Below are 15,031 nucleotides of genomic sequence, written 5' to 3' on the forward strand. Positions count from 1 at the left end.
CGCGCAAGAGCGCGCTCCTCACCATGAGGGGAGGGAGTTCATGGGGAAGAGTGACTGTAGGGTGGGCAAAGGCACCCTTGCGCCGTGCCCACCTTCACCAGCCGCGCACGCGAAGGTGGGCACGCTGCGCTTTGCCCACCCTGCAGATCAGCGATGCCCGAAGATTGCCGAGCCCACGCGCACATAGGTCGCGCCGAACTGGATCGCCGTCTCGAAATCCGCGCTCATCCCCATCGACAATTCCGTCAGCCCGTTTCGCGCAGCGATCTTTGCCGTGAGCGCGAAATGCGGGGCCGGGGCTTCATCCGCCGGCGGGATGCACATCAGGCCGGCGATCTTGAGTCCCCAGTGATCGCGGCAGCGCACAAGGAAATCATCGGCGTCGCTCGGCGCGATGCCGGCTTTTTGCGGCTCCTCACCGGTGTTGATCTGGACAAACAGCAGCGGGCTCCTGCCTTGCGCAGCAATCTCTTTCGCCAGCGCATCGCAGAGCGAAGGGCGATCGACGGAGTGAATCGCGTCGAACAGAGCCACCGCGTCCTTGGCCTTGTTGGATTGCAGCGGCCCGATCAGATGCAGCGCAATCGCGGGTTGAGCCGTGATCAGTGCCGGCCATTTACCTTTCGCTTCCTGGACGCGATTCTCGCCAAACACGCGCTGCCCGGCATCGATCACCGGCTGGATCGCATCGGCCTCGAACGTCTTCGACACCGCGATCAAATTGACAGAAGTCCGCTCACGACGGGCTTCTTTGCACGCGCGACGAATCTCGGCCTCGACGGCCGCGAGTCCGTGAGCGGGTGAAGAAGCTGTTAACGCCGTGGAACCGTGCACTGAATTATTTTCAACCAAGACGCGAACTTTCGTGGGGACTGAGACAGTTTGAGCGTTCCGCGAAAGGCTTTGTGAACGCTTTGAGGTACCTATGTCCTGCGGGGCTCAGGGATCCGAAGATGTCACGCATCGGTATCAACCGCAATAAAGCCAGGCTCATGGGAGCCCTCGGTATCCGCGCCCGTTTGGTGCTGTTCGCCTTGATTCTGGTCGGCCCGCTGATGGCCGAACGCATCCGTTCGCTGCACACGGTGCGCGCCCAGCAGATCGCTGCTGCATCGCAAGATTTCTCCGGCATCGCGCAACACAGCGCCGACGCGCAGCGCGAAGTGTTCGCCTCCATCGAGGCCGTGCTGAAATCCTCCGCCTACATCTATTCGACGGCGGCGCAGGTGAACCGCAGCTGCGCGATCATGCGTGCGAGCCTGCGCAACAACATGCCGTGGCTGCGCAGCCTCACCGTTGCCGGCGTCGATGGCATCGCGCGCTGCTCGACCTGGCCGGAGGTCGTCGACAACCAGTTCAATTTCGGCGACCGGCCCTATTTCAAAGCGGCTGTCGCCACCGGCGAATTCACCGTCAGCGACTATGTGTTCAGCCGGCTCACCAATCTGCCGACAGTGATGGCCGCCTATCTCGCGCCCGGCGAAACCCGCGCCGACGATGCGGTGATTCTCGCGGCCATCAATCTCGACTGGATCTCGAAACTGATGAGCAATCTCGGCGAACGGCCGGGTGTCACCGCCCTGCTGGTCGATCACGCCGGCACCGTGCTGGCCGCGCCGCCGAACAAGGCCGATGCCATCGGTCGGCCGATGGACGACCTGGCGCTGCTGCCGCTGATCGCGGCGCATCTGCGCAATTCGCAGCGCCAGAGCGGCTCGCTCTCGTTCAAGACCGATAGCGATACCCAGCGCGCCGTCTCCTTCGCGACGATTCCCGGCACCAGCGCGCAGCTGATCGTCAGCATCGATGAGGCCCGCGTCTCGGCGATTGCCGACCACGACATCCGCAATGCCTATCTCCAGCTCGCCATTGTCTGCCTGTTCGCGCTGCTCGGCGCACTGGTGGTGGCCGAGCGCCTGATCATCAAGCCGATCCAGGCCATCTCCACCATGGCGAAACGGTTCGGCCGCGGCGATTGGTCTGCACGCATGCCGCGCAATTCGCTGCCGGCGGAATTCGTGCCGCTGGCGCGCGCCTTCTACGGCATGGCATCGCAATTGCGCGGCCGCGAACGCGAGCTGCGCGCCAGCAATGAACAGCTCACGGTGCTGGCTTCGGTGGACGCGCTATGCGGCCTCGCCAATCGCAGGGGTTTCCAGAGCCGGCTCGATTTCGAGTGGCTGCGCGCCCAGCAATCCGGCGACGACCTGGCGCTGCTGATGATCGATGTCGATCACTTCAAGCTGTTCAATGACAGCTATGGCCATCCCGAAGGCGACGCCTGCCTCGCCCGCGTCGGTGCGGAGCTCTCGGCGCTGGCGGATCGCGTCTCCGGCTTTGCCGGCCGTTATGGCGGCGAGGAATTCTGCCTGCTGCTGCCGGCCACGGACACCGCCCGCGGCGTCCAGATCGGCGAGATGGTCCGTCTGGCCATCTGGAACCTGGTGGTGCCGCATGCCACCAGCACCCATCAGCGCGTGACCGTCAGCGTGGGCGTCGCGGCGGCGGCACCGGCGCATCTGGACACGGCCCGCGACCTGCTGGAGGCAGCAGACGCCGCGCTCTATGCCGCCAAACGGCGGGGTCGTAATGCGGTGGTCGAACACGGGTTTGTGCGGAGCTACGACACGGCGGTGTCGCTCAGCGCGTAATCTGTAGAATGGGCTCCGACGCTTTCCCTCTCCCGCTTGCGGGGGAGGGTTAGGGTGGGGGTGCCTCCACAAACTCCGGCGCGTGGGGCTGCCCCCACCCCGGCCCTCCCCCGCAAAAGCGGGAGAGGGAGAAGAACGCCCAGCGTGGGCGTCCGTCGAGCCGTCTCCCCACGCTTAACCCATTGACCCACCGCGGTCTTTTGTGGCCTAGTCCCGGCCCTTAGAGCCCCCGGAACAGACTGCCGAATCGATGACGAACGAACGCTACAACGCCCGCGAAACCGAACCGCGCTGGCAGCGCGTGTGGGACGACAAGGCGATCTTCGCCACCAAGAATGACGACCCGCGGCCGAAATATTACGTGCTCGAGATGTTCCCCTATCCGTCGGGGCGCATCCATATGGGCCATGTGCGCAACTACACCATGGGCGACGTGCTGGCGCGGCTGAAGCGCGCCAAGGGTTTCAACGTCCTGCATCCCATGGGCTGGGATGCATTCGGCCTGCCGGCGGAAAACGCCGCCATCGAACGCAAGGTGGCGCCGAAGGCCTGGACCTATGAGAATATCGCGTCGATGAAGAAGCAGCTGCAGACCATGGGTCTGTCGCTGGACTGGGCGCGCGAATTCGCGACCTGCGACCCCAGCTACTACAAGCATCAGCAGAAGATGTTCACCGACTTCCTGGCCGCCGGCCTGGTGGAGCGCAAGAAGTCGAAGGTGAACTGGGATCCGGTGGATCACACTGTGCTTGCGAACGAGCAGGTGATCGACGGCCGCGGCTGGCGCTCGGGCGCCGTCGTCGAGCAGCGCGAGCTGACCCAGTGGTTCTTCAAGATCACAAAATATTCGCAGGACCTGCTCGACGCGCTGGAGAAGCTGGATCGCTGGCCGGACAAGGTCCGCCTGATGCAGCACAACTGGATCGGCCGCTCGGAAGGTCTGCGTTTCGCATTCGGGCTGAAGGGCGCGCCGGCAGGCTTCGACACGCTGCCGGTGTTCACGACGCGGCCGGACACCATGTATGGCCCGACCTTTGCGGCCATCTCGCCGGATCATCCGCTGGCGAAGAAGCTGGCTGAATCCGATCCGAAGGTCGCGGCCTTCATCGACGAGTGCCACAAGCTCGGCACCTCGCAGGCCGAGATCGACACCGCCGAGAAGCTCGGCTTCGACACCGGCATCAAGGCGACGCATCCGGCTGACTCCACGTGGGAGCTGCCGCTCTACATCGCCAATTTCGTGCTGATGGATTACGGCACCGGCGCCATCATCGGCTGCCCCGCCCATGACCAGCGCGACCTCGATTTCGCGCGCAAATATGATTTGCCGGTGCTCGACGTGTTCGTGCCCGTCGGCAGCGACGAGCGCGTTGGCAACACGGCTTTCACGCCGGCCAAGAGCGAGACGGTGCAATATATCCGCTGGGTCGGCGAGCCCGGCGTGATGACCTGCGAAGAGGCGATGAAGACATCGCTGGCGATCTTCGAGAAGGACGGCTGGGGCAAGCGCGAAGTCAATTTCCGCCTGCGCGACTGGGGCATCTCGCGCCAGCGCTATTGGGGCTGCCCGATTCCGATCATCCATTGCGAAAAGTGCGATGTGGTGCCGGTGCCGGCGAAGGACCTGCCCGTGGTGCTGCCGGAGGACGTGACCTTCGACAAGCCAGGCAATGCGCTCGACCATCATCCGACCTGGAAGCACGTGACCTGCCCGCAATGCGGCGGCCCGGCCCGGCGCGAGACCGACACCATGGATACGTTCGTGGACTCGTCCTGGTACTTTGCGCGCTTCACCGATCCATGGAACACCGAGGCCCCGACCACGCGCGCGGTGGCCGATCGCATGATGCCGGTCGACCAGTATATCGGCGGCGTCGAGCATGCGATTTTGCATCTGCTCTACAGCCGCTTCTTCACCCGCGCCATGAAGGCGACCGGCCATGTGAGCCTGGACGAGCCGTTCGCCGGCATGTTCACCCAGGGCATGGTGGTGCACGAGACCTACAAGAAACAGGACGGCACATTCGCGTCGCCCGCCGAGATCAATATCACCGGCGATGGCACGACCCGTTCGGCGACGCTGCTGACCGACAATTCACCGGTCGAGATCGGCTCCATCGAGAAGATGTCGAAGTCGAAGCGCAACACCGTGGATCCCGACGACATCATCGGCACCTATGGCGCCGATACCGCGCGCTGGTTCATGCTGTCGGACTCGCCGCCGGATCGCGACGTGATCTGGAGCGAGGAAGGCGTCAAGGGCGCGTCGCGCTTCGTGCAGCGCCTGTGGCGGATGGTGAATGACGCCGCGGCTCACGGCAAAAATGCGCCGTCGGCCAAGCCCGCCGCGTTCAGCCCGGAGGCGCTGGCCGTCCGCAAGGCCGCCCATGGCGCGCTCGACAAGGTCTCGACCGGCGTCGAGAAGCTGCAGTTCAATGTCTGCCTGGCCTATATCCGCGAATTCGCCAATGCCTTTGGCGAGGCGCTGGCCAAGCCCGGCACCCCGGCACCGGACATGTGCTGGGCGCTGAACGAGGCCGCCACCATCCTGGTGCAGCTGTTCGCCCCGATGATGCCGCATCTGGCGGAAGAATGCTGGACCGTGCTGGGCCAGACCGGTCTGGTGTCCGAGGCCGCCTGGCCGCAGGTCGAGGCCGACCTGCTGGTCGAGGACCAGATCACCCTGCCCGTGCAGGTCAATGGCAAGAAGCGCGGAGAAGTCACAGTTCCGCGCGAAGCGGCCAATTCGGAAATTGAGGCTGCCGCTCTGGCCCTCGATGCTGTAAAACAGGCGCTGGACGGCAAGCCGCCCAAGAAGATTATCGTGGTGCCGCAGAGGATCGTGAATGTTGTCGGCTAAGTTCCGAATCGCCACCCGGCTGACGACCCGATTGGCAGTCATCGTCGCCCTCGGCGCCCTCACGGCGGGCTGCTTCCAGCCGATGTATGCTGCCAAGACGGCTGACGGCTCCCCGGCGCTGCGCGAAAAGCTCGCTACCGTGGACGTGCCGCCGCTGGAATATCCGAACGCGTCGCCGCAGGCGCGCATCGGCGTCGAGATCCGCAACGCGCTGATGTTCAAGATGTATGGCGCCGCCACCGGCGTGCCGCCGCTCTATACGCTGAAGATCCGTTTCAATCCGAGCCGGACCTCGCTGATGGTCGATCCGAACACCGCGCTGCCGACCTCGGAGAATTACGGCATCGACGCTACTTACGGCCTGATCGAGATCGCCACCGGCAAGCAGGTGCTGACCGGCTCGACCTTTGCCCGCGTCACTTACGACATCCCCGGCCAGCAGCAGCGCTTCGCCCGCGCCCGCGCTGGCCGCGATGCCGAGAACCGCGCCGCCGGCGAGATCGCGGAGAACATCAATACGCGTCTGGCGTCGTTCTTCTACAAAGGCAGCTAGGCGTCCCCGCGCTCCGCCCTCATCCTGAGGAGCCGCAAAGCGGCGTCTCGAAGGATGGCGGCAGGCGCCGGTGCCTACCAACTCATGGTTCGGGACGGCGCTGCGCGCCTCCTCACCATGAGGGGCTGAGCAAGTGAAAGCAGGACATCACCTTGGTCGCCCTTCGCGGAAAAGACATCGACATCTACCTGAGCCGGCCGGACGCGACCCGGCCGATCATTTTGCTCTACGGCCCCGATGCCGGCCTCGTGCGCGAACGCGCCGAGGCGCTGGTGAAATCGGCAGTCGATGATCCCAACGATCCGTTCTCGCTGGTGCGCATGGATGGCGACGACCTCGCCGCCGAACCCTCGCGGCTGGTCGAGGAGGCGATGACCATCCCGATGTTCGGCGGGCGCCGCGCCATTCGTGTCCGGGCCGGATCGAAGAACTTTTCGAGCGGGGTCGATACGCTGAGCGAGATGGCGATCCGCGATTGCCGCATCGTGATCGAAGCCGGCGAGCTGCGGCCGGAATCGCCGCTGCGCAAAGTGTGCGAGAAGGCGAAGACCGCGGTCGCCATCGCCTGCTATCCGGACACCGAGCGCGATCTCACCAAGCTGATCAATGACGAGCTGCAACTCGCCAACCTGCGCATGGCATCTGATGCGCGCGCGACCTTGATGTCGCTGCTCGGCGGCGATCGCCAGGCCTCGCGCAACGAGCTTCGCAAGCTGATGCTGTATGCGCACGGCACCGGCGAAGTGACGCTGGACGATGTGATGGCCTGCGTGGCCGATGCATCGGAGCTGAAGATCGATCCGATCGTGGATGGCGCCTTCGCCGGCAATCCGACATTGGTGGAAACCGAATTCAACAAGGCGATGATCGCCGGGACCTATCCCGGCATGATCATGATGGCGGCGCAGCGCCAGGCCGCAGCACTCCATAAAGCAAGCCTGCTGGTGGAAGCCGGCACGCCGGCCTCGGCCGCAGCCGAGAGCGGGTTTCCGCGGCTACACTTTTCCCGCAAGGGCGCGGTGGAAGCAGCCCTGCGCAATTTCACCACGCGGCGACTGGCGGCGATCATCGATCAGCTCGCGGTGGCTGCGCTTGACGTCCGCAAGCAAAACACCCTCGGCGCGGTGATTGCGCAGAGGGCGTTGATGTCGATTGCTGTGAATGCAAGGCGGCGGGGGTAGAGCTTCTCACTCCCTGTCGTCGCCCGGCTTGACCGGGCGATCCAGTACACGCTGTCGGTTCGAATCGACACGCTGCCAGAGTTTACTGGATCGCCCGCTTTCGCGGGCGATGACAATTGAGGGCGCGGCGACAGTCGCGGTGACTTACTTATCCAACCGCTTCAGGATCTCGTCGAGCTGATCGAGGTCGCGATACTTGATCATGACCGTGCCGCCTGGATCTCGGTGATCGACGCTCACCTTCAGCCCGAGCACGTCGCTCACCCGCTTCTCCAGCGCGATCGTATCCGCGTCCTTCGCAACCTTCGGCGCCGATCCCGTCCGCGGCTTTTGCGGCGCGCGTTCCGGCACGCCTTCGTCATGCGCGAGCGCTTCGGTCTGGCGGACGTTCAGGCCTTCGGCGATGACGCGCTTGGCAGCGGCCGACGGATCGGGCAGCGAGATCAGCGCACGCGCATGGCCGTTCGAGAGTTGGTTCGATGCGATCAGCGCCTGCACGTCGTCCGGCAGTTTGGTGAGACGCATCATGTTGGCGACATGGCTGCGGCTCTTGCCGACGATCTTGGCGATCTCGTCCTGGCTGTGTTTGTAGGTCTCGGCGAGGGCGTGATAGCCCTGCGCCTCTTCCATCGCATTGAGGTCTTCGCGCTGGACGTTTTCGATGATCGCGATTTCCATCGCCACGCTATCGGTGACATCCACCGGCACGATCGGCACTTCATGCAGACCGGCCAGCTGCGACGCGCGCCAGCGGCGCTCGCCGGCGATGATCTCGAAGCGATCATGCGCGCCCTTCACCGGACGCACCACGATCGGCTGGATCACGCCATGCTGCTTGATCGAGGACGCGAGCTCATTCAGCTCCGCATCCGCAAAGGTGCGGCGCGGATTGCGCGGGTTCGGCTTGATGAATTCGATCGGCACCTTGCGCTGGTTGCGCGCGGGCCGTTCGGTCTGCGCGGCTTCGCCGCCGACATCACCGATCAGACTTGCCAGACCTCGGCCCAACCGCGAACGCGCTTCATCGGCCATTGCCAATCCCCTTGAACTCATGGGTCACTCCAAAACTAACTAAACTCAGAATCGTAGGATGGGTTGAGCGTAGCGATACCCATCACCGCGAGCGCCGAGTGTGTGGTGATGGGTATCGCTCCGGCGCGATGCGCCTGCGCTCAACCCATCCTACGCCCACGGCACCCGTCGCGTTACGCCGCGTTGACCGGCGCTGCGCGGATGTCGCGCTCGCGCTGGATCACTTCGGTGGCGAGGCGCAAGTAAGCCTCGGAGCCCGCGCATTTCAGATCGTAAACCAGCACCGGCTTGCCGTAGCTTGGCGCTTCCGAGATGCGGACGTTGCGCGGGATCATGGTGTCATAGACCTTGCTGCCCATGAATTCGCGGACGTCGGCGACGACCTGGTTCGACAGGTTGTTGCGCGCATCGAACATGGTCATGACGATGCCGTGGATGGTGAGATTCGGGTTCAGCGTCGAGCGCACCTGCTCCACCGTCTGCAGCAATTGCGACAGACCTTCGAGGGCGAAGAACTCGCACTGCAGCGGCACGAGGATTGCGTCCGATGCGGCCATCGCATTGACGGTGAGAAGATTGAGCGACGGCGGGCAGTCGATCAGCACGTAAGTGTAGTCCGAGCCCGGCGAGACATTGTTGTTCAATTCGCCGATGGCGTCGCGCAGACGGAAGGCGCGGTCGCGGGCCGAACCGATTTCGAGCTCGAGGCCGGAGAGATCCATGGTGGAGGCGGCGATATGCAGACGCGGCACGGCAGTGACCACGACGGCATCGCGCAGCGGCGCGTCGCCGGTCAGCACATCATAGGTCGAGCAGGCGCGATCGCGGCGATCGATGCCGAGGCCGGTGGAGGCGTTGCCCTGCGGATCGAGATCGACGATCAGCACGCGCTCGCCGATCGCGGCGAGTGCGGTGCCGAGATTGATCGCCGTGGTGGTCTTGCCGACGCCGCCCTTCTGATTGGCCAGCGCCAGGATGCGCGGATGGCCAGGGGTCGTCTTGGTGCTATCCTCTTGATATTCCTGATCAATTACGGTCATTTGCGTGGGCCATCATGGTATCTGCGGACGGGTCGCGCCGCGCGATTGTGTCCAGTTCGACGATCCAGCCTTGTCCGCCAGTGAGGCTCGCATGCAGGCGTGGGCTTATATTCCAATATTTAGTAGCTTCGGTCAATTCCGCATCTACATCTTGACCCTTGAGAAACAGCGCCTTTGTGCTGCCAGTCATCAGGGGAGCCGCGAAACCGAGAATGATATCTAGCGACGCCACGGCACGTGCGGTGATGCAATCGACGCGCTTCGGAAAACTATCCACATTATCCCCGATGTCAGCGAGGTGCACCGAACCAGGGGCTTGCGTGACACGCAGTGCTTCGCGCAGGAACGCCGCCTTCTTGGCGTTGCGCTCGACGAGATGAACGTGGCCGCCGAGATCGCCCATGGCACAGGCCAGCACCACGCCGGGAAAACCGCCGCCGCTGCCGAAGTCGAGCCAGATGCGCGCATCGGGTGCGAGCTTCAGAAGCTGCAGTGAATCCGAGATATGGCGCGTCCAGAGATTTGGAAGCGTGGCCGGCGAAATGAGATTGGTCTTGGCCTGCCACTGCAGCAGCAAGGCCACATAGCGATCGAGCCGCGCTTCTGTTTCATGTGAAACAGGCGTGAGTTTGAGCGCGGCGGCCTTGTCGCGGTCGAGCGACGGAGCAGGTGCGGATGGCTGGGAACGTTGCGCCATGGAATGCGATTTCGATGTCTATTGCGGAGGATGGTTTCTCATACTCCGAGTCCATGACGGCGGCTATCGAAATGGCGGCTGATCGCAGTTGTACGGCGGATGAGCGAAGCGTCATCCGCCGGCCGCTTCCAAAATTGAGACTCCGCGGCGGATGACGCCTTCGGCTCATGCGCCCTACGATGGAGTGCGCGGCCATCCTTCGAGGCTCGCTACGCTCGCACCTCAGGATGACGGCGGAGTTGGTGGCTTGACCCCCCAATATCTGCGGTAGCCAGCCCTACTCCGTCCCTCATCCTGAGGAGCCGCGTAGCGGCGTCTCGAAGGATGGCCGCAGGCTCTGAGCCCGGCCAACTCATGGTTCGAGACGGCGCTACGCGCCTCCTCACCATGAGGGACAGAATGTACTGCGCTTCATGGACCGCATTTCCAGTCAGGCTCTTAGGATGAGGGTGTGAGCTGGGAGCGCGGCTGCCGGATCGGCCCCTGCTCCGCCCTCATGGTGAGGAGGCGCGATAGCGCCGTCTCGAACCATGGAGCCGGTATTCGCCGTCACGCGTTTCACGTGAAACAAGCCTCCCATCCGGCCCTGATGGAATTGTCCGAGATCAAGGCGGGTCCAGATCACAGGCGCACACTCCAGCCAGGCTTGGAGGTGACGATCATGGACATCATCGTAAGGTTCTTCCTGTTACTGGCTGCCCCAATCACCGCGCTGTTCGTCTCGCGTGAGGCGCTCAACTTCGGGGTCATTCAGGTGCTGGTCGCCATCGCGCTCTTTATTGGCCTTGTCGCCGCATTGGCGTTCTGGCCGCGGAAGTCGGTGCCGTAGGATGGGTTGAGCGGAGCGATACCCATCACAGCAAATGCCGGGGCACGTGGTGATGGGTATCGCTGCGGTGCGTTGCACCTCCGCTCAACCCATCCTACCCGTTAGAGCCTGTTTCACGTGAAACAGATCAAGCCGCGGTGACAGAGGCCGTCTTCCGTGCTTCGCGGCGCAGATACGCTGTCAGGATCGCCAAAGCGGCCGGCGTCACACCGTCGAGTCGCCCCGCCTGCCCCACCGTGCGCGGTGACGCCGCCTTCAGCTTGGCACGGGCTTCGTTCGAGAGACCTGGAACCACGTCGTAATCGATATCGGCCAGCGACAGACCTTCATCGCGACGGAACGACTCCACATCCGCCGTCTGGCGCTTGAGATAGACATCATATTTGGCGTCAATCTCGATATTGGTGCCGATGGCTGGGTCAATGGCCGAGAGTTCAGGCCAGATCCGGGTGACGGTGGCCCATTCGGTCTCCGGATAGGACAGGAGATCGAAAGCCGAGCGGCGCTGGCCATCATGATTGAGGGCCAGACCATGTTTCGATGCCCCATTCGGGGTGATCGACAGCGCCTTGGTCAGCGCCTTGCCGGCGATCAGGGCGTCCATCTTCGCCGTATGCCGGGCGATACGGGCGCTACCGACACAGCCAAGGGCGATACCCTTGTCGGTCAGGCGCTGATCGGCGTTGTCAGCGCGCAAAGTCAGGCGATATTCGGCCCGCGACGTGAACATCCGATAGGGTTCGGAGATGCCACGGGTGACGAGATCGTCGATCATCACGCCGAGATAGCCGTCGGCACGATCGAATACGGCAGGGGCAGAGCCGGAAGCGGCGAGCGCCGCATTCAGACCGGCCACCAGACCCTGGGCAGCCGCCTCCTCATAGCCGGTCGTGCCATTGATCTGCCCGGCCATGAACAGGCCCGGCATCCGCTTGGCCTGCAGGGTCGGATCGAGTTCGCGGGGATCCACATGGTCGTATTCGATGGCATAGCCGGGCTTGATCATCCGGACCCGCTCAAGACCGGGGATCGAGGCCAGGATTGCAGCCTGGACCTCCTCCGGGAGCGAGGTGGAGATGCCATTGGGATAGACGGTGTCGTCATCGAGGCCTTCGGGCTCCAGAAAGATCTGGTGGCCGTCGCGATCGCCGAAGCGGACGATCTTGTCCTCGATGGACGGGCAATAGCGCGGGCCGGAGCTCTTGATCTGGCCGGAATACATCGGCGAGCGATGCACATTGGCGCGGATCACCTCATGGGTGGCCGGCGTGGTGCGGGTGATGCCGCACTGGATCTGTGGCGTGGTGATGCGATCGGTCATCACCGAAAACGGCTCTGGCGGATCGTCGGCCGACTGCATCTCGACGGCGGACCAGTCGATGGTCTTGCCATCGAGGCGCGGCGGGGTGCCGGTCTTGAGACGGCCAAGGGTGAAACCGATGCGCTCGAAAGCCTTGGACAGGCCAAGCGCCGGCGCCTCGTCGATCCGGCCGGCGGGCCAGTTCTTTTCGCCAAGATGGATCAGGCCGCGGAGGAAGGTGCCGGTGGTGATGACCACGGCCCCGGCTTCGATGTCGCGGCCATTGGCCAGGCGGATGCCGGTCACTCGGCCATTGGCCGTCAGGAGATCATCGGCCTCGCCTTCAATCACGCTGAGATTTTCGGTAGCAGTGATCGCGGCCTGCATGGCGGCGGCGTAGAGCTTGCGATCGGCCTGAGTCCGCGGACCTCGGACGGCCGGCCCCTTCTTGCGATTGAGCATGCGGAACTGGATTCCGCCGGCATCGGCGACGCGGCCCATCAATCCGTCCAGCGCATCGACCTCACGGACGAGATGACCCTTGCCGAGACCGCCGATCGCGGGGTTGCAGGACATCGCGCCGATGGTCGCGAATTTATGCGTGACCAGCGCCGTGCGCGCGCCCATGCGCGCAGACGCAGCCGCGGCTTCACAGCCGGCGTGGCCCCCACCGATAACAATGACGTCGAACTTGTCCTGCATGGGCGCAGCTTCTAGCGCGCCTGTGGACAAGATTGAAGGGAATTTTAGGGAGGGTGTTTCACGTGAAACGGCCACAAGCGCAGGTACGTAGGATGGGTTGAGCGCAGCGAAAACCCATCACCACGAGCGCCCGGCCTGCAAGCGTGTTTCACGTGAAACACACCTATGGTTCCTCCGGTGCGGTTAACTCCGCCGATGGGTTACGCTCCGGCGCTTCCGCCTTCGCTCTTCGAGCTACGGCGGACAAGTCGCGCCTGCGCTAACCCATCCTACAGTCGTGTTTCACATGAAACGCCGTAACAGACGCAGGTGCCTTAGGATGGGTTGAGCGAAGCGAAACCCATCACCACGAGCGCCCGGCCTCCGCGTGATTCACGTGAAACAAACTGATGGTTCCTCCGGTGCGGTTGACTCCGCTGATGGGTTACGCTCCGGCGCTGCGCGCCTGCGCTAACCCATCCTACATTCGTGTTTCACGTGAAACGAGGCGAAAAGCGCAGGTGCCGTAGGATGGGTTGAGCGCAGCGAAAACCCATCACCACGAGCGCCCGGCCTCAACGTGTTTCACGTGAAACAACGCGATGGTTCCATTCGGTGCGGTTAACTCCGCCGATGGGTTACGCTCCGGCGCTTCCGCCTTCGCTCTTCGAGCTACGGCGGACAAGTCGCGCCTGCGCTAACCCATCCTACGAAGGGGTGCTTTTATAATATAGGAATATTTACTTTCCTATGCAAAAATCCCTAAAGATACTGTCGAGCACATCTTCCACATCCACCCGCCCGAGCAAGCGCCCCAGTTGGTGTGCGGCAGCGCGAAGATCTTCGGCGACCAGTTCGTCGCCTCGCTGCGCCGATGTTGCAGCATGCTGCAGCAGATCTGCGGTCCGACGGAGCAGATCGCGCTGGCGATCGCGGGTGATGAAGCCGGCTTCGCCCTGCCCGAAATAATTCGATGCGAATTCGACCAGCGCCGACATCAGCTCGCTCATCCCATCGCCGCGCTCGGCGGAAATCGTCAGCCTGGCATCGTCTGATCCTGCAGCGCTCACATCGGTCTTAGTGCTGATGATCCAGACCGGCGCGTCACTTGCCGTCAACCAGCCTTCCGGTCGCGCGGCATCGGTTGAATCCACCAGCCATAAAACAAGGTCTGCTTCGCTGGCGCGCACACGTGCGCGGCGGACGCCCTCTTCCTCCACCGGATCGACTGTCTCGCGAATGCCGGCGGTGTCGATGACCGTCACCGGATAGCCATCGAGATCGAGCTGCACCTCGATGACATCGCGCGTGGTGCCGGCATGCGGAGAGACGATCGCGACATCGCGACGCGCGAGCTGGTTCATCAGCGTGGACTTGCCGACATTGGGCTGGCCGGCGATGGCGACGACAAGGCCATCGCGCAGACGTTCGCTGCGCCCTTGCGCGGACAGCACCTGCGCGATCTCGCGGCGAAGCGCTTCGGCTTTCTCCAGCGCCGGCGCCATCAGTTCGGCGGAGACATCGCCCTCGTCGGAAAAGTCGATGCCGACTTCGACCAGCGCCAATGCCTCGATGATCTGCTGACGCCAGTTGCGCGCCCTGTCGCCGAGCAGGCCCTTCAACTGGCGCAGCGCCTGTTTGCGCTGACGATCGGTGTCGGCGTGAATGAGATCGTCGAGCCCTTCGGCTTCGGTGAGGTCGAGCTTTCCGTTTTCGAATGCGCGGCGGGTGAATTCGCCGGGCTCGGCAGGGCGCAGACCCTCGATGGAGGCAAGCGCCGCGAACAATGCGGCAAGGACGGCGCGGCCGCCATGGATGTGGAATTCGGCGGTATCCTCCCCGGTCGCGCTGGCCGGTGCGGGAAACCACAGCACCACGGCATCGTCGATCGGGCCGAGTTGCTCATCGGCCAGCAGAACGTGGGTGGCCATGCGGGGTGCCGGGAGTTTTTTTGCCAGCCGCTGTAGCGCTGTGCCGGCATGTGGACCGGAGACACGCACGATGGCGATCGCGGTCGGCGGCCGGCCGGAGGAGAGTGCGTAGATGGTCTGGTCGCGTGGGTGCATCGCCTATTTGACGATGGTGGGGACGCTGCGCAACGGGATTCTCGCACACTCCGCCCTCATCCTGAGGAGCGCGCACATGCGCGCGTCTCGAAGGATGGCTGCAAACTCGGAGCCAGGCCAGCTCATGGTTCGAGACGGCGC

The 15,031-nt window shown here is 63.7% G+C and carries 11 protein-coding genes; 5 read left to right on the forward strand and 6 right to left on the reverse strand.

Annotated elements, in window-relative coordinates:
* Positions 1 to 147: 147 nt before the first annotated feature.
* Complete coding sequence (locus AC1RQ5_RS03120) at positions 148 to 834, reverse strand: YggS family pyridoxal phosphate-dependent enzyme (RefSeq protein WP_493197053.1); 687 nt, start codon at positions 832 to 834, stop codon at positions 148 to 150.
* Between the two features lie 119 nt (positions 835 to 953).
* Here AC1RQ5_RS03120 and AC1RQ5_RS03125 point away from each other — a divergent pair, with 119 nt between their 5' ends.
* From AC1RQ5_RS03125 to holA, 4 genes are all read left to right on the forward strand, one after another.
* Complete coding sequence (locus tag AC1RQ5_RS03125) at positions 954 to 2,651, forward strand: diguanylate cyclase domain-containing protein (RefSeq protein WP_493197054.1); 1,698 nt, start codon at positions 954 to 956, stop codon at positions 2,649 to 2,651.
* 250 nt (positions 2,652 to 2,901) lie between these two features.
* Positions 2,902 to 5,511: a leucine--tRNA ligase gene (gene leuS / locus AC1RQ5_RS03130; protein ID WP_493197055.1), complete on the forward strand. Its 2,610-nt coding sequence runs from the start codon at positions 2,902 to 2,904 to the stop codon at positions 5,509 to 5,511.
* On the forward strand, positions 5,498 to 6,064 hold the full coding sequence (lptE, locus tag AC1RQ5_RS03135) for an LPS assembly lipoprotein LptE (RefSeq protein WP_398481482.1): 567 nt from the start codon (positions 5,498 to 5,500) through the stop codon (positions 6,062 to 6,064). The genes leuS and lptE overlap by 14 nt, the downstream gene beginning before the upstream one ends.
* Before the next feature lie 152 nt (positions 6,065 to 6,216).
* Positions 6,217 to 7,245 carry a DNA polymerase III subunit delta gene (holA, locus tag AC1RQ5_RS03140; protein WP_493197056.1) on the forward strand — a complete coding sequence of 343 codons (1,029 nt, stop codon included), beginning with the start codon at positions 6,217 to 6,219 and terminating at the stop codon, positions 7,243 to 7,245.
* 144 nt (positions 7,246 to 7,389) lie between these two features.
* Here holA and AC1RQ5_RS03145 read toward each other — a convergent pair whose 3' ends face one another.
* The 3 genes from AC1RQ5_RS03145 to rsmG form a co-directional block, all read right to left on the reverse strand.
* Positions 7,390 to 8,277, reverse strand: coding sequence for a ParB/RepB/Spo0J family partition protein (locus tag AC1RQ5_RS03145; protein ID WP_493203276.1), 888 nt, complete (start codon positions 8,275 to 8,277; stop codon positions 7,390 to 7,392).
* 173 nt (positions 8,278 to 8,450) lie between these two features.
* On the reverse strand, positions 8,451 to 9,317 hold the full coding sequence (locus tag AC1RQ5_RS03150) for a ParA family protein (protein ID WP_398481489.1): 867 nt from the start codon (positions 9,315 to 9,317) through the stop codon (positions 8,451 to 8,453).
* A complete protein-coding gene (gene rsmG / locus AC1RQ5_RS03155; protein WP_398481492.1) occupies positions 9,304 to 10,014 on the reverse strand; it encodes a 16S rRNA (guanine(527)-N(7))-methyltransferase RsmG in 711 nt (236 codons plus the stop codon). The genes AC1RQ5_RS03150 and rsmG overlap by 14 nt, the downstream gene beginning before the upstream one ends.
* 661 nt (positions 10,015 to 10,675) lie before the next feature.
* On the opposite strand from rsmG, the gene AC1RQ5_RS03160 reads away from it, so the two are divergent.
* Positions 10,676 to 10,843, forward strand: coding sequence for a hypothetical protein (locus tag AC1RQ5_RS03160; protein WP_493197057.1), 168 nt, complete (start codon positions 10,676 to 10,678; stop codon positions 10,841 to 10,843).
* Between the two features lie 127 nt (positions 10,844 to 10,970).
* Here AC1RQ5_RS03160 and mnmG read toward each other — a convergent pair whose 3' ends face one another.
* Positions 10,971 to 12,845, reverse strand: a complete 1,875-nt coding sequence (mnmG, locus tag AC1RQ5_RS03165) for a tRNA uridine-5-carboxymethylaminomethyl(34) synthesis enzyme MnmG (RefSeq protein ID WP_493197058.1) — start codon at positions 12,843 to 12,845, stop codon at positions 10,971 to 10,973.
* Between the two features lie 719 nt (positions 12,846 to 13,564).
* Positions 13,565 to 14,890 (reverse strand): tRNA uridine-5-carboxymethylaminomethyl(34) synthesis GTPase MnmE, encoded by a 1,326-nt coding sequence (mnmE, locus tag AC1RQ5_RS03170; protein WP_493197059.1) that lies wholly within the window; start codon positions 14,888 to 14,890, stop codon positions 13,565 to 13,567.
* Positions 14,891 to 15,031 lie beyond the last annotated feature (141 nt).

The organism is Tardiphaga sp. GW821-FHT12E02, assembly GCF_058807155.1.

What these genes read in the sequence shown, in the direction of transcription:
- rsmG (WP_398481492.1), bottom strand. Translation starts at nt 10,014, where the DNA reads ATGGCGCAACGTTCCCAGCCATCCGCACCTGCTCCGTCGCTCGACCGC.
- mnmE (WP_493197059.1), bottom strand. Translation starts at nt 14,890, where the DNA reads ATGCACCCACGCGACCAGACCATCTACGCACTCTCCTCCGGCCGGCCG.
- lptE (WP_398481482.1), top strand. Translation starts at nt 5,498, where the DNA reads ATGTTGTCGGCTAAGTTCCGAATCGCCACCCGGCTGACGACCCGATTG.
- AC1RQ5_RS03160 (WP_493197057.1), top strand. Translation starts at nt 10,676, where the DNA reads ATGGACATCATCGTAAGGTTCTTCCTGTTACTGGCTGCCCCAATCACC.
- mnmG (WP_493197058.1), bottom strand. Translation starts at nt 12,845, where the DNA reads ATGCAGGACAAGTTCGACGTCATTGTTATCGGTGGGGGCCACGCCGGC.
- AC1RQ5_RS03145 (WP_493203276.1), bottom strand. Translation starts at nt 8,277, where the DNA reads ATGGCCGATGAAGCGCGTTCGCGGTTGGGCCGAGGTCTGGCAAGTCTG.
- leuS (WP_493197055.1), top strand. Translation starts at nt 2,902, where the DNA reads ATGACGAACGAACGCTACAACGCCCGCGAAACCGAACCGCGCTGGCAG.
- AC1RQ5_RS03125 (WP_493197054.1), top strand. Translation starts at nt 954, where the DNA reads ATGTCACGCATCGGTATCAACCGCAATAAAGCCAGGCTCATGGGAGCC.
- AC1RQ5_RS03150 (WP_398481489.1), bottom strand. Translation starts at nt 9,317, where the DNA reads ATGACCGTAATTGATCAGGAATATCAAGAGGATAGCACCAAGACGACC.